This window comes from Pseudorhizobium xiangyangii, from assembly GCF_020531965.1.
GTDB lineage: Bacteria > Pseudomonadota > Alphaproteobacteria > Rhizobiales > Rhizobiaceae > Neorhizobium > Neorhizobium xiangyangii.
On sequence record NZ_JAJAWH010000006.1, the window covers coordinates 191,995 to 211,778 of the forward strand.

Here is a 19,784-nt window from a genome sequence, read left to right on the forward strand (position 1 = left end):
CTTTTGTCCTGTAACAGGAAACAAAAAAGGCGGCTCGAAGGCCGCCTTTTTTAATTCCGGAAGGGAATGCTTATTCAGCGGAACCTTCGGCAGCCTTTGCTGCTTCAGCTTCCTGGGCAGCCTTGGCTTCAGCGGCTTCCTGAGCTGCCTTTTCGGCGGCCAGTGCCTGTGCTGCTGCTACCTTTTCGGCTTCCAGGCGTGCCTTTTCCTCGGCGGCTGCGGCGCGCTCGGCGTCGTTCAGCTTGCGGGCGCGGGTGCCGGTGTTTTCGACGATACGAGCCGACTTGCCGCGACGATCGCGCAGGTAGTACAGCTTGGCGCGACGGACCCTACCGCGGCGAACGATTTCGACGCCTTCGACGAGCGGCGAGTAAACCGGGAATACGCGCTCGACGCCTTCGCCGTAGGAGATCTTGCGAACGGTGAAGCTCTCGTTGATGCCGCCACCCGAACGGGCGATGCAGACGCCTTCGTAAGCCTGTACGCGGGTACGGGTGCCTTCACGAACGCGGACGTTGACGCGAATGGTGTCGCCGGCGGCGAACTCGGGAAGCTTGCGCTGTGCTTCGATCTTGGCGGCCTGTTCGGCTTCCAGTTCCTGGATAATGTTCATATCAAACCTCTATGTTCTTCTGAAACAGCCAGAGCGCTCGATTGTCATCCTTCGGTCATGCCTCCGGATTTTGCCCCATCAGGGCCAAGAGCGGGTTCGCCATTCTTTGCTTGGTGGTTGACGGGGACAGCCCCATTACCGCGTGGGCCAATACACGAAAGAATCCCGCTTGTCATCCCTTGGTCTGCAAAATCCCTGCCGATCAGTGCCCCGTGGACTGGAAGCACTGTGAACGGCGCGATTAAGGATTTGTCGAATCACAAGATAATCAGCAGATTGTGATTGCCGTATGGCCAAGAGATCGGGGAGCAGTGTCATGACAATCAGCAATCCGTCACCATCGTTATACAACGAGGATCTCGCGCCCGCCAAAGAACGTAAATGGGGCGCCTTCAGCATTTTCAACGTCTGGACGTCCGACGTCCATAGTCTGTGGGGCTACTATCTTGCTGCAAGTCTCTTCTTGCTTTGCGGCAGTTTCATCAACTTCGTCTTTGCCATCGGCATAGGCTCGCTGGTGATCTTCTTTCTGATGAGCCTGGTGGGGAATGCCGGGGTGCGCACGGGTGTGCCGTTCCCGGTGCTTGCCCGTGCATCCTTTGGCACGTTCGGAGCCAATGCGCCTGCGCTCGTTCGGGCCATCGTGGCCTGCTTCTGGTATGGCGCACAAACGGCTGCGGCATCGGGTGCAATCGTGGCGCTGGTCATCCGCGACGAAGGCATGCTCGCCTTTCACCAGAACAGCCACATGCTAGGGCATTCCACCCTCGAGGTGATCTGCTTCGTGATTGTCTGGAGCCTGCAACTGCTGATCATCCAGCGCGGCATGGAAACGGTGCGCAAGTTCCAGGACTGGGCCGGCCCTGCGGTATGGATCATGATGCTGATCCTCGCCGTCTATCTGCTCGTTAAGTCCGGCACCTTCTCCTTCGGTTCGGAAATTCCGCGCGACGTTCTGATTGAGAAGACGCGTGGGGCCGGAATTCCCTACGAGCCAGGGACCCTTGCCGCGCTCGCGGCGGTGGCGGCGACCTGGGTGACCTATTTTGCGGCCCTCTACCTGAACTTCTGCGATTTCTCGCGCTACGCGAAAGATGAGAAGACGTTGCGCAAGGGGAACCTCTGGGGCCTGCCGATCAACCTTCTAGCCTTTTGCCTCGTGGCAGGTGTTACGACCACTGCCGCCTTCGCAGTCTATGGCGAGGTGCTGCTGCACCCGGAACAGATCTCGGCGAAGTTCGATAGCTGGTTCCTGGCCCTGCTTGCGGCCCTCACCTTTGCCGTGGCCACATTGGGGATCAACGTCGTTGCGAATTTCGTCTCCCCCGCCTTCGATTTCGCCAATGTCTTTCCACGCCGGATAAACTTCAAGCGTGGCGGCTACATTGCGGCACTCATCGCGCTCGCACTCTATCCCTTCGCGCCATGGGAGACGGGCGCCGCGAACTTCGTTAACTTCATAGGTTCGACGATGGGGCCGATCTTCGGCGTGATGATGGTCGATTACTACCTGATCCGGAGGGGCCAGCTTGATGTTGCCGCGCTCTATCAGGAAGACGGCGAGTTCCGATTCCGGAATGGCTGGCATGGCAGCGCCTTCATCGCATTTGGCATCGGCACGCTCTTCTCGTCCATCTTGCCGACGTTCACCTCCATCCTGCCGGTCTGGTGGGGCATCTATGGATGGTTCTTCGGTGTCGGTATCGGCGGCGTTGTCTATTTCGTGCTGAGGATGGGGGCGCGGCGCAGGCCCGCCTACGCCTGAGTATCTGAGCCTGATGCCCGGCCTTTGTGTCGGGCATCGTCCTTGATCCTATTCCAATGATTAGACCGATTATGCAAAGTTCAAATATCTGGGAATGCCGATGACCATTGCGACTATCGTGCTGCTGTTCGTGTCGGCATTTCTTGCGGGAGCAGTCAATGCTATTGCCGGTGGCGGCACCTTTCTCACGTTCGGGGCGCTTACCCTCGCCGGCATGCCGCCCATTACCGCCAACGCAACTTCCTCCATCACCCAGTTCCCCGGCTACATCACGTCCACGCTGGCCTATCGGGACGAAATAGCCAAAAGCTGGCGAAGCGCGATTGCACTGTCCATCGTTTCGGTGATTGGAGCCGTTGGGGGCTCCTTGCTCCTGCTCTCTCTCGACAATCCGTCCTTCCGGACGATCGTGCCCTGGTTGCTCGCGGCCGCTACCGCTATTTTCGCTGCCGGTCCCTGGCTGAAGCCGAAGGTATCGGCGGAGCGGTCGGTCAATTCGCCGGCAAGCGTCGTCGCGCAGTTCTTCACGTCGATCTACGGCGGCTTCTTCGGCGCCGGCATGGGCATCATGATGCTTGCTGTCCTCGGCATCACGTCGGGTGGCACCTATCACCATCTCAACGCGCTGAAGAACCTGCTGTCGATACTAATTGCTGCGGTGGCCATCGTCATCTTCGTCAGCGGCGGTGTAGTGGCGTGGCCGCAAGCACTGGTTATGATCCCGGGCGTGGCGCTCGGCGGCTATGCCGGCGTCTGGATGGCGCGGCGGGTACCGCAGACGGCGATGCGTGTGATGGTCGTTGCCGTGGGCATGGCGCTGACGGTCTATTATTTCGTGACGGGCTGAAGCAGGTCCGGGCGCCGTTCACGCGTCAGCTTCAGGGATTGTTCGTGGCGCCACTTGTCGATTGCTGCGTGGTTGCCGGAGGTCAACACGGGCGGAATGCCCTGCCCCTCAAACAGCTGCGGCCGCGTATAATGCGGGTGTTCGAGCAGCCCGTGCTCGAAGCTCTCATGGGTTCCTGAAAGAGCGTTCCCCATGACGCCGGGGAGGATGCGCACGACCGCGTCGAGCAGCGTCAGCGCGGCGGGCTCGCCGCCGGACAGGATGTAGTCGCCGATCGAAACTTCCTCGAGCTCGCGGGCGTCGATCACCCGCTGATCGACCCCCTCGAAACGACCGCAGACGATCACTACGCCGTCGCCTTCGGCCAGTTCGCGCACACGCTGCTGGGTCAATGGCCTGCCGCGCGGGCTCATGAGAAGGCGAGGGCGAGGGACTTCTGCCGAAGCATGGTCGATTGCCTTGGCCAAAATGTCCGCTCTCAACACCATGCCGGCGCCACCGCCAGCGGGCGTATCATCCACCGTGCGGTGCCTGTCTTCGGCAAAGTCGCGGATCTGTACGGCCTCGAGAGACCATTGGCCTCTTTCGAGGGCCTTGCCGGCGAGCGACGTGCCGAGATGGCCGGGAAACATTTCGGGATAGAGTGTGAGAACCGTGGCGCGGAAGGTCATCGCCGTTTACTTGCCTTGGCCCTTGGGAGGTGCGCCCTTGCCCCTGTCGCCCTTGCCCCTCTCGCCGGGGCCCTTGTTGCCTTTGTCATCGGCATCGTCGATCAGGCCGGCGGCCTGTGGATCGATAAGAATGCGCCCGGCCTCCAGGTCGATCTCGAGCACAGCAGCTTCCGAAAAGGGAATGAGCACGGGTCGCCTTCCAGGCCCCTTCAGCTCGAGAAGATCGCCTGCGCCGAAGTCGTAGACGCCGCTCACCGTCCCGTAGCTCTTGCCGTCGGCGTCCACCGCCTCCAGTCCTTCGAGGTCTGCATAATAGAACTCGTCGTCCTCAAGCTCGTCGTCAGGCAGGTTTTCCCTCTCGATGAAGAGCTCCAGCCCGTTCAGCGCTTCTGCCGAATTACGGTCGTTGACGCCGCGGAACCGGATGATTGCGACATTTTTGGCGTCGCGGATCTCGAGGATCTCGAACACCCGCCCGTCCATGCTGTGGAGGTGACCGTAGTCGCCGAGTGCCAATGGGTCGGCTGTAAAAGATCGCACTCTGACCTCGCCGCGCAGCCCTTGCGCTGCGCCGATCGTGGCCATCAGGATCGGGTTTTGAAGCTTCGTCATGCGCATCATCCGGTCAATGCGCCTTACGCCATTTATGGCGCACCAAGGACGCTGTAGCTCTTAGTTTGCGTATCGCACTTTTCCGAAAATCGATTTCGATTTTGGGCTCGAAGTGCAAGAGGCGCTTTTACCGGCAGTTCCGGCAAATGAAAACAGAAAACGGGCGGCACGTTTGCGCACCGCCCGTCCTACCGCAAAAAAGCGGAGCAGGAATTATTCCGCAGCGGCTTCCGCAGCGGCAGCCTTGGCATCTTCAGCCTTCTGGGCGCGCTCGGCAGAGCGTTCCTCGGCCTTCTTGCCTGGCTTTGCCTTTTCCGGGTTGTTCTTGGCATCGCGCTGGGCAACGCCGGCCTCTGCGAGGAAGCGAAGAACGCGGTCGGTCGGCTGGGCGCCCTTTGCGATCCATTCCTGGATGCGCTCGATGTTCAGCTCGACGCGCTTTTCGTTGTCCTTCGGAAGCATCGGGTTCCAGGAGCCGAGCTTTTCGAGGAAGCGGCCGTCGCGCGGCGAGCGGGCGTCGGCAACGACGATCGTGTAGTAAGGACGCTTCTTGGAACCGCCGCGGGCGAGACGAATCTTCAGGGACATTGTTTTACTCCTAGGTTTTCTTGAGGCCGCCGTCGGGCGGGCTGTTTGGTTTTATGCGAGTTGCTTTGGGCCGCCGTGTTCGGCGGCGATGGCTTCATGATGCCGGATGACTTCCGTGATGACGAAGTTCAGGAACTTCTCGGCGAAATCCGGATCCAGATGGGCATCCTTCGCCAGATGGCGCAGGCGTTCGATCTGGTAGTCCTCGCGCGCCGGGTCGGCCGGCGGCAAATCGTATTTGGCTTTCAACAGGCCGACTTCCTTCGTGCAGCGGAAGCGCTCGGCAAGCATGTGCACGAGAGCTGCGTCGATGTTGTCGATCGACTGGCGGTAGCTCGAAAGCTGGGCTTTGATTTCAGGGTCAATCATTGCTCACGCGTCCTCTCACTTCTTCTTCGGCAGGCCGGGAAGACCTGGGAAGCCGCCGCCGAGACCCGGCAGGCCGCCACCCATGCCCGGCATTTCGCCGCCGGGAAGACCCGGCATCGAACCCGGCTTGAAGCCGGCGGCCTCCGCCTGCTTCTGTAATGCTTCAAGCTGCTTTGGGTCGAGCTTGGAGAGGTCCGGCATGCCACCCATGCCACCCATTCCGCCCCCGAGACCCCCAAGTCCCATCTTGCCGGCAAGGCCGCCCATCATCTGCTTCATCATGCCGCCTTTGCCCTTGCCGCCCATGGCTTTCATCATGTCGGCCATCTGGCGGTGCATTTTCAGCAGCTTGTTGATTTCCGCGGCATCGGTGCCGGAGCCTGCCGCAATGCGCTTCTTGCGGGAATGTTTCAGCATGTCCGGGCTGGAGCGTTCGGCCTTGGTCATCGAGCCGATGATGGCGATCTGGCGGTCGAACATCTTGTCGTTCATGCCGGAAGCCGCAAGCTTGTCCTTCATGCCGGCCATGCCGGGCATCATGCCCATGATGCCGCCCATACCGCCGAGCGACTTCATCTGGCGCAACTGGTCTGCGAGGTCGTTCAGGTCGAACTTGCCCGACTGCATCTTCTTGGCCATCGCCGCGGCTTTTTCCGCGTCGATGTTTTCGGCAGCTTTTTCGACCAGCGAAACGATGTCGCCCATGCCGAGAATACGGTCGGCGATCCGGCGGGGATGGAACTCCTCCATCTCCGTCATCTTCTCGCCGGTACCGATCAGCTTGATCGGCTTGCCGGTGACGGCGCGCATCGAAAGGGCCGCGCCGCCGCGGCCGTCGCCGTCCATGCGGGTCAGAACGAGGCCGGTAATGCCAACGCGTTCGTCGAAATTGCGGGCGAGATTGACGGCGTCCTGACCGGTCAGCGAGTCGGCGACGAGCAGGATTTCATGCGGATTGGACTTCCGCTTGATCTCCGCCATCTCCTGCATGAGCGGCTCATCGATATGGGTGCGGCCGGCGGTATCGAGGATGACGACGTCATGGCCGCCGAGCTTGGCGGCCTGCACGGCGCGCGCGGCGATATCGGTCGGCGTCTGGCCAGCGATGATCGGCAGCGTGTCGACGCCGGTCTGCACACCCAACTGGCGCAACTGTTCCTGGGCTGCCGGGCGTCGCGTATCGAGCGACGCCATCAGCACCTTCTTCTTCTCACGATCCGTCAGCCGCTTGGCGATCTTGCCGGTCGTGGTCGTTTTACCCGAACCCTGCAGACCGACCATCATGATGACGACGGGAGCAACGGCATGCAGGTCGATGCCGACGCCTTCCGAGCCCAGCATCTCGATGAGTTCGTCATGGACGATCTTGACGACCATCTGGCCGGGCTTGATCGACTTCAGGACAGCGGCCCCGACGGCCTTCTCGCGGACGCGATCGGTAAAGGAGCGAACGACCTCGAGCGAGACGTCGGCTTCGAGTAGCGCACGGCGAACCTCGCGCAGGGCAGCGGAAACATCCGCTTCGCTCAATGCGCCACGGCCGGTCAGTCCATTCAGAATGGAGCCAAGACGGTCCTGGAGGTTTTCGAACATCGTGTCTTCCTTCTTCGTTTCCGGGGCGACCGAAAACGTCGGGTCTTTCGCTGTCAAAAACAAGACGCAAAGCCAAATAGCACCCGAGGGCGCCACGCGCTGTCGGGTGTTGACCTCCGGGTTCCCGAATGTTTTCGGTTCCCGGTCGGCGGCTCCAAGTCTTCAAACTTGTCAGCAGATTGGCGGGCTTAAACAGGAAATGGGCGTGGAAGTCAAGCTTTGGCCGGTGGCCGATCAGCCGTCATAACATTTGCGTGGCTAACGGCCGCCCGCTTGAAGCTTTATCGACGGCTTCTTATACAAGACTGATGAACCGTCGAAAATTTCTCAAATGGGCCGGCATCGGCTCGCTGGTGACATTGGCCGGCGGCTTGACGGCACGAGGTGCCATGGCAGGCAACGCCTATTACTCCGGTCCCGTTTCCGATCATTTCGACGGCACGCATTTCTTCAATCCCGGCGGAGAGGAGCCGCGCGGCACGTTTGATCTCCTGCGCTGGAAGCTCGGCAACGGCAACATCCCCTGGCCGGACACCTTTGCCAGCCCCTTTCCGCAGGCCGTGCCGGAAGCCCGCGTCACCGGAAACCGCGTCGTCGTCACCATGGTCGGCCATGCCTCAATTCTCATCCAGGTCGCCGGCCTCAACATCCTCACCGATCCGGTATGGTCCGAGCGCACCAGCCCGTTCACATGGGCAGGACCAAAACGGGTCAACCCGCCGGGCATCCGCATGGACGACCTTCCACCGATCGACATCGTGCTGGTCACCCACAATCACTACGATCATCTCGACCTCGAAACGTTGTCGGTGCTGCAGGGCCGCGACAAGCCTCATTTCGTCACCCCGCTCGGCAATGACGCGATTATCCGGACCCGCCTGCCGGATGCCCGGATCACTGTCATGGACTGGGGTGGACGGCAGGCGGTCGCGCCGGGTGTCGCCTTCCACTGCGAGCCCTGCCACCACTGGTCTGCGCGCGGTCTGGGCGACCGGCGCAAGGCGCTGTGGGCCGCCTTCGTGTTCGAAACGCCGGCCGGCGGGATCTATCATATCGGCGATACCGGTTTTCACGACGGTACCAATTACCGTGCTGCCCGAGAAAAACATGGCGGCTTCCGCCTCGCCAATCTGCCCTTCGGAGCCTACGAACCGCGCTGGTTCATGAAGGCGCAGCACCAGAACCCCGAAGAGGCGGTGGAAGGCATGCAGTTGTGCGGCGCGTCCTTCGTTGCCGGTCATCACTGGGGTACGGTCAAGCTGACCGACGAAGGGATCGAGCAGCCCGTCGAGCTGCTTCATGCGGCACTGGATGCCCGTGGCCTCGGTCGCGATCGTTTCCGGCCGATGCGGCCCGGCGAAGTTTTCGAGGTTCCCGCTTGACGTATGGCCTACTCTTTTGCTTGATGCGAAAACATGACTAGTTGAGGCAAGAAATGCAGGTCGAACTGGAACGCCCCACGGAAGCCACCCGCATCCAGCGCATAAAGGCGATGACCACGGGAACGCACGATACGCTTGACAAACGGATCATGCGTGCGGAACCCTTCGCCAGCCGCGAGAGGTATGCGCTGTTCCTCGATGTCCAGCATTGTTTCCACGCCGATGTCGCGCCGCTCTATGCGTCTGCTGACCTAAACCGCCTTCTGCCAGGCCTGGTCGATCGGTGCCGGCTGGGGGCGTTGCGCCAGGATATCAGCGACCTCGGCGGGGTGGCGGCGCAACTGGTGTCTACGGTTGATACCATGACGCCGGCCACCGCGCTCGGCTGGGTCTATGTCGCCGAGGGCTCCAATCTCGGTGCCGCCTTCCTGCTCAAGGAAGCCTCCAAGCTCGGCCTGTCGAATGACTTCGGTGCCCGCCACCTCGCCAGTCATCCCGCCGGTCGTGGCCTGCACTGGCGCAACTTCGTCTCCGCCTACAACGACCTGCCGCTATCGTACACAGAAGAGCTTGAGGCCGCCGAGGGTGCCAAGGCCGCCTTTCGCCGCGTGCACGGGCTGGTGGAGGAGATTTTCGGGTAGAAGCGGGCTTTGGTGCCTTGGGTTTTAGGTCATCGGGTCAAGCCCGCTAAGGCCGTCAGGGTGTGCTGCGCAGCGCTAAATACGTGTCGTGCACTTGAGCACGCCGAAGGCCACCCACATGTGGGGCTTCTCCATCACGGTTGGACTTGCCGTCGCGGAGGCCTATCCACGGCCGGCACTGGTAATTCCATGCCTTTTCGGCCATATACGGCGCAAGAAGCGGGCGCCGTCCCCACACTGGATCAAGGTCATGGCAGAACTGGTCGAATTCGCGAAGATGAACGGGCTTGGCAACAAGATCCTGGTCGTTGACATGCGCGGTCGCCGGGACACGGTCACGCCTGAAGCAGCAATTACGCTCAATGCCGATGCGGCCACGCGGTTCGACCAGATCATGGCGATCCATGATCCCAGGGCGCAAGGCACCGATGCCTGGATCGACATCCTGAATTCCGATGGCTCGAAGGCGCAGGCTTGCGGCAATGGCACGCGCTGCGTCGTGCAGGCATTGGCCGCCGAGACCGGCCGCAAGAGTTTTACCTTCCAGACGGTCGCAGGCATCCTGAATGCGCAAGAGCATGAGGACGGCACGATCTCCGTGGACATGGGCAAGCCGGTCTTCACGTGGAACCGCATCCCCTTGTCGGAGGAGTTCTTCGACACGAGCCGCATCGAGTTGCAGATCGGCCCGATCGACGCGCCCGTGCTACATTCGCCCTCGGTCATGTCTATGGGCAATCCCCATGCGATCTTCTGGGTCGATCGGGATCCGATGGAATTCGATCTCGAGCGTTTCGGCCCGCTTCTCGAAAACCACCCGATGTTTCCCGAGAAGGCCAATATCACACTGGCGCAGGTGACATCGGATTCGTCGCTGCGCACCCGCACGTGGGAACGGGGTGCCGGCCTGACCTTGGCTTGTGGTTCGGCGGCCTGTGCAGCAGCCGTATGCGCCGGCCGGACCGGCCGGACCGGCCGGACGGTGACGATCGATGTTGCCTCCAGCCCCGTTCGTCAGCCGCTCGTCATCGACTGGCGCGAGGACGATCACGTCGTCATGACGGGGCCGGCTGAATGGGAATGGTCCGGCAAGGTCGATCCGGCAACGGGCACTTTTACACGCGACGAGGAGCCCTGTCGTGACGAGCAAGAGGCGCAGGTCAATTGAGCGGCGTCGACGTCATCACCTTCGGCTGTCGGCTCAACACCTATGAATCCGAAGTGATGCGGGCGGAGGCGGAAAAGGCTGGCCTCAACAACGCGATCCTGGTCAATACCTGCGCGGTCACCGGCGAAGCGGTGCGTCAGGCCCGCCAGGCGATCCGTCGGGCGCGGCGGGAAAACCCGCATGCGCGCATCATCGTTACCGGTTGCGCAGCGCAGACTGAAAAGCAGACCTTTGCCGATATGGTGGAAGTCGACGCGGTACTCGGCAACGAGGAAAAGCTGAAGAGCGTCTCCTATCGCAGCCTGCCGGATTTCGGTGTGTCGGCGGAAGAAAAGCTGCGCGTCAACGACATCATGAGCGTGACGGAAACTGCGCCGCAGATGGTCAGGCATATCGACGGGCATGTGCGCGCCTTCATCCAGGTGCAGAATGGCTGCGACCATCGCTGCACCTTCTGCATCATCCCTTACGGCCGCGGAAATTCCCGCTCCGTGCCGATGGGCGCGGTGGTTGATCAGGCTCGCAAGCTTGTCGAAAGCGGCTATCGCGAGGTCGTGCTGACCGGCGTGGATGCCACCAGTTACGGCGCCGATCTTCCCGGCCAGCCGACGCTCGGGCTGCTGGCAAAGACGCTGCTGAAACAGGTACCGGAGATCCTGAGGCTGCGCCTGTCGTCGATCGACAGTATCGAGGTAGACAGCCACCTCTGGGACCTTATTGCCGACGAGCCACGGTTCATGCCGCATCTGCATCTGTCGCTGCAGCATGGCGACGACATGATCCTGAAGCGCATGAAACGCCGCCACAGCCGCGCGGAGGCACTTGCCTTCGCACAGCAGGCCCGTCGACTTCGACCGGATATCGCCTTCGGCGCCGACATGATCGCCGGTTTCCCGACGGAAACCGAGGAGATGTTCGAGAACGCCGCGACACTTGCGGAAGAGGCCGGCATTTCCTTCCTGCACGTCTTCCCCTACAGCCCGCGCCCCGGCACCCCCGCAGCTCGGATGCCTCAGGTCGATCGCGTGCTGATCAAGGAACGGGCTGCCCGGCTTCGCGCCCGGGGCGAAGCCCTGCATCACGCCCATCTCGACGGCATGGTTGGCACTGCGCAAGCGATCATCGTCGAAAACCACGGCATGGCCCATACGGAAAACTTTTCGCTGGTTGCTGCACCCGGGCTTATTCCCCGCGACTTCCAGCGCGTTATGATTACCGGACACAACGGCAAACATCTCGATATGCAGGTCATGGCCGCTTCGTCCCACGAGCGGGCAGCCTGATCGGAACGGATTTCTTATGGCATTGAGTTTCATCAAGCGCGTCTTCACCTTCGGCGACAAGCCAGCCCCAGTAGTGGCCGCGGACGCTCCCGCGCCACTCGCCGAAGCCGAGCGACTGCCATCCGCCGATGCGGTGACCCCCGTACAGCCGACGGCGGAAGAAGCGCAGCTGGTCCGGACGGACGTCGAACCGCATTTTCGTGACGATCCTCTTCCCGTTGCGGAAGCGGATCCCGTCGCTACAATCGAAATGGAAACCACCGGCGGGCCGGCGGCCGACGATGCCGTTGCTACCGTGGTCGAGGCCGAGCCGGTCGAGGAAGAGGTTGCGGCGATCCTTCCGGGCGCCGAGGAAACGTCCGATCTTGGTGTCGTGCCACTGTCCTTGCTGGAGGCGGAGGCTGCGGCGGAAACAGAGAACGCACCAGTTACGGGCGCGCCCCTCCATGAACAATCGGAAGCGGCATCTGCGCTGAGCCAAAGTGAAGGGTCGGCTGATCCAGCTGTCAGCGAACCTGTCCTCCCCAAGGGCTTTTCCACCGCCAAGGACGAAACGGAGGCCGTGGCTATCGTGCCGCTGCCGAAACTCTCCTGGTACCAGCGCCTGCGCGCCGGCCTGGCCCGGACCTCGTCGCAACTGACGGGCCAGATCTCGGCACTCTTTACCAAGCGCAAGCTGGATGACGAGACGCTTGAGGACCTGGAGGATTTGCTGATCCAGTCGGATCTTGGCGTCGAAACGGCGATGCGCATCACCGGCGCACTCTCCTCGGAACGCTACGGGAAGGATGTTACCGGCGAGGACGTGTCGCGTATCATGGCGGCGGAAATAGCCAAGGTCCTCGGCCCTGTCGCCAGGCCGCTGCAGCTCGACCTCAACCACAAGCCGCATGTCATCCTCGTGGTGGGCGTCAACGGTACAGGCAAGACGACGACGATCGGAAAGCTCGCCGCCAAGCTCTCTGGCTCAGGCCTGAAGGTCATGCTGGCCGCGGGCGATACCTTCCGCGCTGCCGCCATCGAGCAGCTCAAGATATGGGCCGATCGTACGGGTTCCGAATTCATCTGTACGAAGCTCGGCGCCGATGCCGCTGGGCTCGCCTATGACGCCTACGAGCAGGCGCGCGCCAACAAATCCGACGTGCTGATCATCGACACCGCCGGGCGCCTGCAGAACAAGGCTGAGCTGATGGCGGAACTGGAAAAGATCGTGCGGGTGCTTGGCAAGCTGGATCCCGACGCACCGCATACGGTGCTCCAGACGCTGGATGCCACGACCGGCCAGAATGCTCTGCAACAGGTGGAAATCTTCCGCAACGTCGCCGGTGTCAGCGGCCTGATCATGACCAAGCTGGACGGGACGGCGCGCGGCGGCATCCTTGTGGGCATTGCCGCCAAGCACAAGCTGCCGGTCTATTTCATCGGTGTCGGTGAGGGCATCGACGATCTCGAGCCCTTCGAGGCGCAGGATTTTGCCGACGCCATTGCGGGTGTGACGCATTGATGCCACAGAAACAACGTTTGCCCATCCGCAATATCCGGAACAGAAGTTGAAACCGATGCACATCGAAAGCGATACCAAGCCAACCGTGGAAGAAAAGCAGCATCCGACGCTGAAGTTTGTCCTTGAGATCGGGCCGCTTCTCGTCTTCTTCTTCGGCAATCTGCGCGGCGAATGGCTGGCGAAGACATTTCCGGCCCTCACCGCCGTTGGCGGACCGCTGTTGATTGCCACGGCGCTCTTCATGGTCGCCACCGTCATCTCGCTCGTGGTCTCCAAGATCGTCTTCAAACACTTACCCGTCATGCCCTTCGTCTCCGGCGTCGTGGTCATGGTGTTCGGGACGCTATCGATCTGGCTGCAGGACGAGACCTTCATCAAGATGAAGCCGACGATCGTGAACTCGCTGTTCGGCGTTGTGCTGCTAGGCGGGCTGTTGTTCGGCAAGGCGCTGCTGGGCTACGTGTTCAACGCGGCGTTCAATCTCGATGACCTCGGCTGGAGGAAACTGACCTTTCGCTGGGGCCTGTTCTTCCTGTTCCTCGCCGTTCTGAACGAGGTCGTTTGGCGTAATTTCTCCGACGAGGCGTGGGTCAACTTCAAGGTCTGGGGCACAATGCCGATCACCATCGCCTTCACGTTGGCCCAGATGCCGCTCATCATGCGCCACACGGTTTCTGAAGCCGCCACGGAAGCCGACAAGTGAGCACGGCGGCCTTTCCGTCGCATACCGGAAAATCCGCCCGGTTCTGGCTCGGCGTTGCGCTCGCAATCTTCGTGCTGCAGATCGTCATCCTCTACGCCATGGGCAGGATCCCGATCTGCGAGTGTGGCTACATCAAGCTGTGGGAAGGCGGGGTCAATACGAGCGGCAACTCGCAGCATCTGTCGGATTGGTACACGCCGTCCCACATCATACATGGCTTCCTGTTCTACGGCTTCGCATGGCTGCTGTTCCGGCGCGCACCGCTGACGGCCCGGCTGTCCTTCGCGATCCTGATCGAAGCGGCTTGGGAAATTCTGGAAAACACGCCGATGGTGATCGATCGCTATCGCACGGCGACCATGGCGCTCGGTTATACCGGCGACAGCATCCTGAACTCCGCCATGGACACCGTCTTCATGGTGCTGGGCTTCCTTGCCGCCGCACGCCTGCCGATCTGGATGATCGTCGCAATTGCTGTATTCTTCGAGCTTATGACCGGCTGGATCATCCGCGACAACCTCGCGCTTAACGTGGTGATGCTGATCTGGCCCGTAGATGCGATCCGGGAGTGGCAGGCAGCACTCTGATAATGGTCACTGGAAGCGTGATCGGCCCGGTCGCGACGTCGATGACTACGGCAGGAGTTGCCTCTGGCGCTGGAGATCCCGTTGGAAACCCAAGATAACTTTGCCTACCTCTTGCCGTTCATCATGGTGACGTTCGGCTGCATCTTCCTGATCGCCTCGCGCTGGAGCGGTGCCTCCGGCCGCTACTGGGGCATGGGATACATCTGTGCGGCTTTGGGTTTCACGGCACCGGTGATCCTGCAGGGCGCGCCGCCCGAAATGGGGGCGCTGATCGCCAACCTGCTGTTTTTCGCAGCCTTCTTTCTCTACGGCCATGCGCTCCTGATGCGCTTTCGCCGTCCACTTCTCGTGGTGCCGCGATTGTTGGTCTCGTTCATCGGTTTCGCAGCCGTAACCTACCTGATCCTGGTTGAGCACGATCTTCGCGGACAGCTTATCGCAGGCGATACATCAATTGCGGTGCTGCTTGCCTTGGCAGTCTTCATGGTTCGACGGCACGTCAGGACTTTTGCCGACAAGTTTCTGGTCGGCATGGCGGGTTTGGTCGTTATCGAGACAGCTGCGCGCACCCTCCTGATGATGCTCCTGACGTCGACGGATGCCTACGGTTCGTTCGATACCTTCCTGGCTTCGGACTATGCTTTTTTCATGCAGGTTGGGGCCAGCATTGTCGGCTTCCTTCTGGCGCTGACGGTGCTCGGAACGGTGATGTGGGATATCGTCGCGGAACATCGCCATGCGGCGGAACGCGATCCGCTGACCAATCTTCTCAACCGTCGCGGCTTCGAGGTCATGTTGCCGGATTTTCAACGCGGGGCGGTGCCTGCGGGATCGGTCGTGGTCGGCGACATTGATCATTTCAAACAGGTCAACGACCGTTTCGGGCATGCAGCCGGCGATCAGGTCATCATCGGATTTGCCGATGTGTTGCGGAGGCATCTCCCACCATCAGCTATAATTTCGCGTTTCGGTGGCGAGGAGTTCGTGGCCTTCCTGCCTGGAGTGACTGCAGCGGAAGCGGCAAGAAGCGCTGAGACCGCAAGACTTGCGTTTGCCACGGCGGACTGGGGTGCGAACGGGATATCATCGGGGCCTACCGCCAGCTTCGGTGTTTCGGCGACAGCGCCGGGTGATCATTCCGCTCACGATGCCATAGGTCGCGCCGATGCGAGCCTCTATCTTGCGAAATCAAGCGGGCGAAACCGCGTCGGAGTCGAGAAGCAACTGGCGCCTGTGGCTCCGTCGCTTCGCATCGTTTCGTGACCTGACCGGTCAGGCCCCTGCCGCGGCTTTTTCTATGGCCGGCAGCAGGTCCTGCGTCAGGCTCCGCTCGTCGAATGGACCGACCTTCTTGTAGAGGATCGTGCCGTCGGGGCCGACGAGATAGCTTTCCGGGATGCCGTAGACGCCCCAGTCGATTGCGGCCTTGCCGTTCGGATCGACACCGATCGCATCGTAAGGATTGCCGAGTTCACCCAGGAACCGAAGGGCGTTATCGTTGCGATCCTTGTAGTTGATCCCGACAATCGTCAGCCGCTCGTCTTTCGCCAGATCCTTGAGGATCGGGTGTTCCTGACGGCAGGGTACGCACCACGAAGCAAAGACGTTGACGAGTGTAAGCTTGCCGGCGAAGGCGGCATCGGTCAGTGCCGGTGTGTTCGAGCCGTCGAGTGGCGGAAGGGCCAGCGAAGGTGCTTTTTCCCCGATAAGTGCAGACGGTATGGCGGAAATGTCCAGGCCATTGACGTCCTGATCGTAGAGCATCTTGCCTGCGATCGCGGCGAAACCTGCAAACACGAGGAGCGGTACGAGTGCGAGCACGTAGCGGCCGATCCCGCGGCGGCGTGCCGGGCTTTCGGTCTCGCTGGTCATGCGGAGCCACCCTTGCGGGCATCGGCGGAGCGGCGATGAATGCCTGCTGCCTCAAGCTCTGCGAGTTCACGCCGGCGTGCCCGTCCGTCAAGCCAGACCCAACCGATGAGGAGCGCAACGATGACAGCTGCGGACCCGTAGGAAAGTGCGATGTAAAAACCGTGGCTCATACTACAGCTCCCGTCCGGCCATGCGGGCCGCCATCCGCCGCTGGGCGGTGACCCGGCGACGCCAGATCTCGTTGCGCATCGCCATCAGATGCAGCGTAAAGAACAGGAAGGTGAAGGCAAACGCCATGACGAGCAGAGGGATCAGGAATTCGTTGTCGATGGTCGGCCCGTCCAGGCGCATCACGCTTGCCGGTTGATGCAAGGTATTCCACCATTCGACGGAAAACTTGATAATCGGGATGTTGACGAAGCCGACAAGGATGAGGACGGCGCTCAGGCGGGCCCCGCGTGATGGATCGTCAAGCGCGCGATTGAGCGCGATCAGGCCGAGATACATGAGGAAGAGAATAAAGACGGAGGTCAGGCGCGCGTCCCAGACCCACCAGGTGCCCCACATAGGCTTGCCCCAGAGCGCTCCTGTCGCCAGCGCAATCAGCGTGAAAGCGGCCCCGAGGGGAGCTGCGGCCTTATGGGATACGTCAGCCAGCGGATGGCGCCAGACAAGCGTGCCGATCGCCGACAGGGCCATGACCGAATAGCACATCATCGACAGCCATGCGGCCGGCACGTGGACATACATGATCCGCACCGTACTGCCCTGCTGGTAGTCTCCCTGGGTGGTAAAGCTGAGGTAGAGGCCGACCCCGAACAGGACGGCGGTGAGACAGCCCAGCCATGGGATGATCCTGGCAGCCAGCCCCAGGAAACGCGTCGGGTTAGCGAGGTCGCTGAACTTGGTAATGGCGAGACTTTCGGACATGGGTTCTTTCTAGGCGATCATATCGACGGCAGTCTTGATCCTAGTCAATCACCGGCATTGCGCAAAGCCAGGGCCGCGCCAAGCGGGCCTAGTACGGCAAAAAACATCGTGATCGCAATCAATATCAAGAAAGGCGGCATAAACGGGGCAGGATCCTGAACGGCGGCGTAGGAGGCGCTGACGCCGAAGATCAGGACCGGTATTGCGAGCGGCAGGACCAGGATCGAGACGAGCAGGCCGCCGCGTGGCAATGCGACGGCTACGGCGGCACCCACCGCCCCGATGAAGGTCAGGGCCGGGGTGCCGACCAAAAGCGTCAGGGTCACTGCGCCGATGGCGACCTCGCTCATGTTCATGAACAGACCGAGCAGCGGCGCCGCGATGACCAGGGGCAAGCAATTGGCCACCCAGTGGGCGAGGCATTTGACCAGGACCGTGAGCACGAGCGGATGCTCCTGCATGAGGATCAGGTCTAGCGAACCATCCTCCCTTTCCGTCTGAAAGAGGCGATCGAGCCCGAGAAGAGCGGACAGCAGTGCGCCGATCCAGACGATGGCCGGGCCGATGCGGGAAAGAAGGTTGAGGTCGGGTCCGACACCGAAGGGGATCACCGCCACGACGGTCATGAAGAAGAGCACACCGATCAGTGCGCCGCCACCGGCGCGGACGGAAAGTTTCAGGTCGCGCAAGAGTAGAGCGGTCATAGGCGCGGCTCCCAGGGAAGATGCCCGGCAGGGCAGAGAGGGGTCGCAATGCGCCTGACAGGAATGGACGGCATCACCAAGCCTCCTCCATGACGCCGGCAAACCCGGTCATCTGCAATTCCTGGGTGCCCTCCAGGCCGAGTGGCTGGTGCGTTGCCGCCAGCAGCAGGCCGCCCCGGTCCAGATGCTCACGAATCAGATCCGTGAAGGTTGCCTCCGCTCGCGTGTCGAGTGCCGCCGTCGGTTCATCGAGGATCCAGACCGGACGATGTGCGACGAGGAGTTTGGCGAAGGCCATGCGCCGCTGCTGGCCGGCTGAGAGATAGCCGAAGGGCAGGTGTGTAATGCCTTCAAGGCCGACGCGATCGGCAGCTTCGTGGACCGAGAGCGCCGTTCCGCCGTCAAAATCTCCGAAGAAGCTTTTCCAGAAGGAGAGGTTCTCCGCAACGGATAGTTCGGCCTTCATGGCGTTGCGGTGGCCGAGATAGTGGCAAGCCTCACTGGCGCGAACCGATATGTCGCTGCCGGGCGCCGCCCAGGTCACGGTACCCCGTTCGGGCCGCAGCAGGCCTGCCACCACCCTCAGGAGTGTCGACTTTCCGGATCCGTTGCGACCGGTGAGGATAAGTGCCTCGCCAGCCCCAAGATCAAACGAAATGTCGGAGAAAAGCAGATCCTCGCCGCGCCGTGCGGCCAGCTTGTCGGCCGTCAACCGCATGCTCGATGCTTTCTTTAAGATTTTAAACACCCGACTAAAAAAATTGTACCGATGCCACTTTAGCAGTCTGGAACCCTTCTTAGAAATTATCTATAAGCTTCGCAACCACGCCAGCGGCCGGCGTGATTTCCATCTTGCGCCGGACCTGAAGACTTTTGTTTTCTCGTGCGGACAGCGGAAATGGTCGTACCCGCATCCTGATGTGCATGAAGTGCATAGGCGTCCGCACGCGCGTGTTGGCTATCAGAATGAGCGGGGTCTATCCGTGGCTAAATCTCTCGACAGCTTTAATTGTCGCTCCGTCCTTACCGTGGGCGGTAAGGACTATGTCTATTACAGCCTGCCCAAGGCCGAGGCGAACGGCCTGCAGGGCGTCTCCAAGCTTCCCTTCTCGATGAAGGTCTTGCTCGAGAACCTGCTCCGCTTCGAAGATGGCAAGTCCGTCACCAGGGAGCAGATCCTCTCGATCGCCGAATGGCTGAACAACAAGGGCAAGGCCGAGGCGGAAATCGCCTATCGTCCGGCTCGCGTGCTGATGCAGGACTTCACCGGCGTCCCGGCCGTCGTTGACCTGGCGGCCATGCGCGACGGTATCAAGTCGCTCGGTGGCGACCCGGAAAAGATCAACCCGCTTGTCCCAGTCGATCTCGTCATCGACCACTCGGTCATCGTCGACGAGTTCGGCACGCCGACGGCATTCGCGCGCAACGTCGAGCTTGAATACGAACGCAACGGCGAGCGCTATCGCTTCCTGAAGTGGGGCCAGCAGGCGTTCAAGAACTTCCGCGTCGTTCCGCCCGGCACCGGCATCTGTCACCAGGTCAACCTCGAGTATCTCGGCCAGACGGTCTGGACGAACGAGGAAGACGGCGAGACTGTCGCCTATCCGGACACCTGCGTTGGCACCGACTCGCATACGACGATGATCAACGGCCTCGGCGTCCTGGGCTGGGGCGTTGGCGGTATCGAAGCCGAGGCCTCCATGCTCGGCCAGCCGGTCTCCATGCTCCTGCCGGAAGTCATCGGCTTCAAGCTGACGGGCAAGCTGAAGGAAGGCGTCACCGCGACCGACCTCGTCCTGATGGTCGTGCAGATGCTGCGCAAGAAGGGCGTCGTCTCCAAATTCGTTGAATTCTTCGGCCCTGGCATGGACAATATGCCGCTGGCAGATCGTGCGACGATCGGCAACATGGGACCGGAATACGGCGCCACTTGCGGCTTCTTCCCGGTTGAT

General features: G+C 61.3%; 22 protein-coding genes. 11 read left to right on the top strand and 11 right to left on the bottom strand.

Annotated features, from left to right (window positions below):
• Window positions 1–70 precede the first annotated feature (70 nt).
• The gene (gene rplS / locus LH464_RS07380; RefSeq protein WP_226785726.1) at window positions 71–613 is read right to left on the bottom strand and encodes a 50S ribosomal protein L19; all 543 of its coding nucleotides are present in this window, start codon (window positions 611–613) and stop codon (window positions 71–73) included.
• A 316-nt stretch (window positions 614–929) separates the two neighbouring features.
• On the opposite strand from rplS, the gene LH464_RS07385 reads away from it, so the two are divergent.
• A complete protein-coding gene (locus LH464_RS07385) occupies window positions 930–2,378 on the top strand; it encodes an NCS1 family nucleobase:cation symporter-1 (protein ID WP_226785727.1) in 1,449 nt (482 codons plus the stop codon).
• 100 nt (window positions 2,379–2,478) lie between these two features.
• A complete protein-coding gene (locus LH464_RS07390; protein WP_226785728.1) occupies window positions 2,479–3,225 on the top strand; it encodes a sulfite exporter TauE/SafE family protein in 747 nt (248 codons plus the stop codon).
• Here LH464_RS07390 and trmD read toward each other — a convergent pair.
• The 5 genes from trmD to ffh form a co-directional block, all read right to left on the bottom strand.
• A complete protein-coding gene (gene trmD, locus LH464_RS07395; protein WP_226785729.1) occupies window positions 3,207–3,896 on the bottom strand; it encodes a tRNA (guanosine(37)-N1)-methyltransferase TrmD in 690 nt (229 codons plus the stop codon). The genes LH464_RS07390 and trmD overlap by 19 nt on opposite strands.
• A 6-nt stretch (window positions 3,897–3,902) precedes the next feature.
• Window positions 3,903–4,508, bottom strand: coding sequence for a ribosome maturation factor RimM (rimM, locus tag LH464_RS07400; RefSeq protein WP_226785730.1), 606 nt, complete (start codon window positions 4,506–4,508; stop codon window positions 3,903–3,905).
• Window positions 4,509–4,721: 213 nt separating this feature from the next.
• Window positions 4,722–5,096 (bottom strand): 30S ribosomal protein S16, encoded by a 375-nt coding sequence (gene rpsP / locus LH464_RS07405; RefSeq protein WP_226785731.1) that lies wholly within the window; start codon window positions 5,094–5,096, stop codon window positions 4,722–4,724.
• Between the two features lie 51 nt (window positions 5,097–5,147).
• Entirely contained in the window at window positions 5,148–5,465 is a 318-nt protein-coding gene (locus LH464_RS07410; RefSeq protein ID WP_226785732.1) for a chorismate mutase, read from the bottom strand.
• A gap of 15 nt (window positions 5,466–5,480) precedes the next feature.
• Window positions 5,481–7,058: a signal recognition particle protein gene (gene ffh, locus LH464_RS07415; RefSeq protein WP_226785733.1), complete on the bottom strand. Its 1,578-nt coding sequence runs from the start codon at window positions 7,056–7,058 to the stop codon at window positions 5,481–5,483.
• A gap of 308 nt (window positions 7,059–7,366) precedes the next feature.
• Between ffh and LH464_RS07420 the strand changes: the two genes are divergently transcribed.
• The 8 genes from LH464_RS07420 (at window position 7,367) to LH464_RS07455 (ending at window position 15,589) form a co-directional block, all read left to right on the top strand.
• Window positions 7,367–8,440 (top strand): MBL fold metallo-hydrolase, encoded by a 1,074-nt coding sequence (locus tag LH464_RS07420; RefSeq protein ID WP_226785734.1) that lies wholly within the window; start codon window positions 7,367–7,369, stop codon window positions 8,438–8,440.
• A 53-nt stretch (window positions 8,441–8,493) separates the two neighbouring features.
• Window positions 8,494–9,081 (top strand): biliverdin-producing heme oxygenase, encoded by a 588-nt coding sequence (locus LH464_RS07425; protein WP_226785735.1) that lies wholly within the window; start codon window positions 8,494–8,496, stop codon window positions 9,079–9,081.
• Between the two features lie 250 nt (window positions 9,082–9,331).
• Window positions 9,332–10,249 (top strand): diaminopimelate epimerase, encoded by a 918-nt coding sequence (gene dapF, locus LH464_RS07430; RefSeq protein ID WP_226785756.1) that lies wholly within the window; start codon window positions 9,332–9,334, stop codon window positions 10,247–10,249.
• The gene (gene mtaB, locus LH464_RS07435) at window positions 10,246–11,532 is read left to right on the top strand and encodes a tRNA (N(6)-L-threonylcarbamoyladenosine(37)-C(2))-methylthiotransferase MtaB (RefSeq protein ID WP_226785736.1); all 1,287 of its coding nucleotides are present in this window, start codon (window positions 10,246–10,248) and stop codon (window positions 11,530–11,532) included. Before dapF ends, mtaB begins: the two co-directional genes overlap by 4 nt.
• Window positions 11,533–11,548: 16 nt before the next feature.
• Complete coding sequence (ftsY, locus tag LH464_RS07440; protein WP_226785737.1) at window positions 11,549–13,036, top strand: signal recognition particle-docking protein FtsY; 1,488 nt, start codon at window positions 11,549–11,551, stop codon at window positions 13,034–13,036.
• 55 nt (window positions 13,037–13,091) lie between these two features.
• A complete protein-coding gene (locus LH464_RS07445; RefSeq protein ID WP_226785738.1) occupies window positions 13,092–13,739 on the top strand; it encodes a septation protein A in 648 nt (215 codons plus the stop codon).
• Window positions 13,736–14,326: a DUF2585 domain-containing protein gene (locus LH464_RS07450; protein WP_226785739.1), complete on the top strand. Its 591-nt coding sequence runs from the start codon at window positions 13,736–13,738 to the stop codon at window positions 14,324–14,326. The genes LH464_RS07445 and LH464_RS07450 overlap by 4 nt, the downstream gene beginning before the upstream one ends.
• 81 nt (window positions 14,327–14,407) lie before the next feature.
• Complete coding sequence (locus LH464_RS07455) at window positions 14,408–15,589, top strand: GGDEF domain-containing protein (protein ID WP_226785740.1); 1,182 nt, start codon at window positions 14,408–14,410, stop codon at window positions 15,587–15,589.
• Between the two features lie 9 nt (window positions 15,590–15,598).
• Here the strand turns inward: LH464_RS07455 and LH464_RS07460 are convergent, their stop codons facing one another.
• The 5 genes from LH464_RS07460 to ccmA all read right to left on the bottom strand — a co-directional run bounded on the left by LH464_RS07460 (window position 15,599) and on the right by ccmA (window position 18,550).
• Entirely contained in the window at window positions 15,599–16,198 is a 600-nt protein-coding gene (locus LH464_RS07460) for a DsbE family thiol:disulfide interchange protein (RefSeq protein ID WP_226785741.1), read from the bottom strand.
• Window positions 16,195–16,368, bottom strand: coding sequence for a heme exporter protein CcmD (ccmD, locus tag LH464_RS07465; protein WP_226785742.1), 174 nt, complete (start codon window positions 16,366–16,368; stop codon window positions 16,195–16,197). Before ccmD ends, LH464_RS07460 begins: the two co-directional genes overlap by 4 nt.
• 1 nt (window position 16,369) lies before the next feature.
• Complete coding sequence (locus LH464_RS07470) at window positions 16,370–17,128, bottom strand: heme ABC transporter permease (RefSeq protein ID WP_226785743.1); 759 nt, start codon at window positions 17,126–17,128, stop codon at window positions 16,370–16,372.
• A 44-nt stretch (window positions 17,129–17,172) separates the two neighbouring features.
• A complete protein-coding gene (ccmB, locus tag LH464_RS07475; RefSeq protein WP_226785744.1) occupies window positions 17,173–17,832 on the bottom strand; it encodes a heme exporter protein CcmB in 660 nt (219 codons plus the stop codon).
• A 73-nt stretch (window positions 17,833–17,905) separates the two neighbouring features.
• The gene (gene ccmA / locus LH464_RS07480) at window positions 17,906–18,550 is read right to left on the bottom strand and encodes a heme ABC exporter ATP-binding protein CcmA (protein ID WP_226785745.1); all 645 of its coding nucleotides are present in this window, start codon (window positions 18,548–18,550) and stop codon (window positions 17,906–17,908) included.
• A 265-nt stretch (window positions 18,551–18,815) separates the two neighbouring features.
• Between ccmA and LH464_RS07485 the strand changes: the two genes are divergently transcribed.
• Window positions 18,816–19,784, top strand: a 969-nt coding sequence (locus LH464_RS07485) for an aconitase family protein (protein WP_315859603.1), incomplete at its 3' end; no start/stop codon positions are given.

Coding starts and splice junctions, on each gene's coding strand:
- rplS (WP_226785726.1), bottom strand. CDS start 613: ATGAACATTATCCAGGAACTGGAAGCCGAACAGGCCGCCAAGATCGAA.
- LH464_RS07385 (WP_226785727.1), top strand. CDS start 930: ATGACAATCAGCAATCCGTCACCATCGTTATACAACGAGGATCTCGCG.
- LH464_RS07390 (WP_226785728.1), top strand. CDS start 2,479: ATGACCATTGCGACTATCGTGCTGCTGTTCGTGTCGGCATTTCTTGCG.
- trmD (WP_226785729.1), bottom strand. CDS start 3,896: ATGACCTTCCGCGCCACGGTTCTCACACTCTATCCCGAAATGTTTCCC.
- rimM (WP_226785730.1), bottom strand. CDS start 4,508: ATGACGAAGCTTCAAAACCCGATCCTGATGGCCACGATCGGCGCAGCG.
- rpsP (WP_226785731.1), bottom strand. CDS start 5,096: ATGTCCCTGAAGATTCGTCTCGCCCGCGGCGGTTCCAAGAAGCGTCCT.
- LH464_RS07410 (WP_226785732.1), bottom strand. CDS start 5,465: ATGATTGACCCTGAAATCAAAGCCCAGCTTTCGAGCTACCGCCAGTCG.
- ffh (WP_226785733.1), bottom strand. CDS start 7,058: ATGTTCGAAAACCTCCAGGACCGTCTTGGCTCCATTCTGAATGGACTG.
- LH464_RS07420 (WP_226785734.1), top strand. CDS start 7,367: ATGAACCGTCGAAAATTTCTCAAATGGGCCGGCATCGGCTCGCTGGTG.
- LH464_RS07425 (WP_226785735.1), top strand. CDS start 8,494: ATGCAGGTCGAACTGGAACGCCCCACGGAAGCCACCCGCATCCAGCGC.
- dapF (WP_226785756.1), top strand. CDS start 9,332: ATGGCAGAACTGGTCGAATTCGCGAAGATGAACGGGCTTGGCAACAAG.
- ftsY (WP_226785737.1), top strand. CDS start 11,549: ATGGCATTGAGTTTCATCAAGCGCGTCTTCACCTTCGGCGACAAGCCA.
- LH464_RS07445 (WP_226785738.1), top strand. CDS start 13,092: ATGCACATCGAAAGCGATACCAAGCCAACCGTGGAAGAAAAGCAGCAT.
- LH464_RS07460 (WP_226785741.1), bottom strand. CDS start 16,198: ATGACCAGCGAGACCGAAAGCCCGGCACGCCGCCGCGGGATCGGCCGC.
- ccmD (WP_226785742.1), bottom strand. CDS start 16,368: ATGAGCCACGGTTTTTACATCGCACTTTCCTACGGGTCCGCAGCTGTC.
- LH464_RS07470 (WP_226785743.1), bottom strand. CDS start 17,128: ATGTCCGAAAGTCTCGCCATTACCAAGTTCAGCGACCTCGCTAACCCG.
- ccmB (WP_226785744.1), bottom strand. CDS start 17,832: ATGACCGCTCTACTCTTGCGCGACCTGAAACTTTCCGTCCGCGCCGGT.
- ccmA (WP_226785745.1), bottom strand. CDS start 18,550: ATGCGGTTGACGGCCGACAAGCTGGCCGCACGGCGCGGCGAGGATCTG.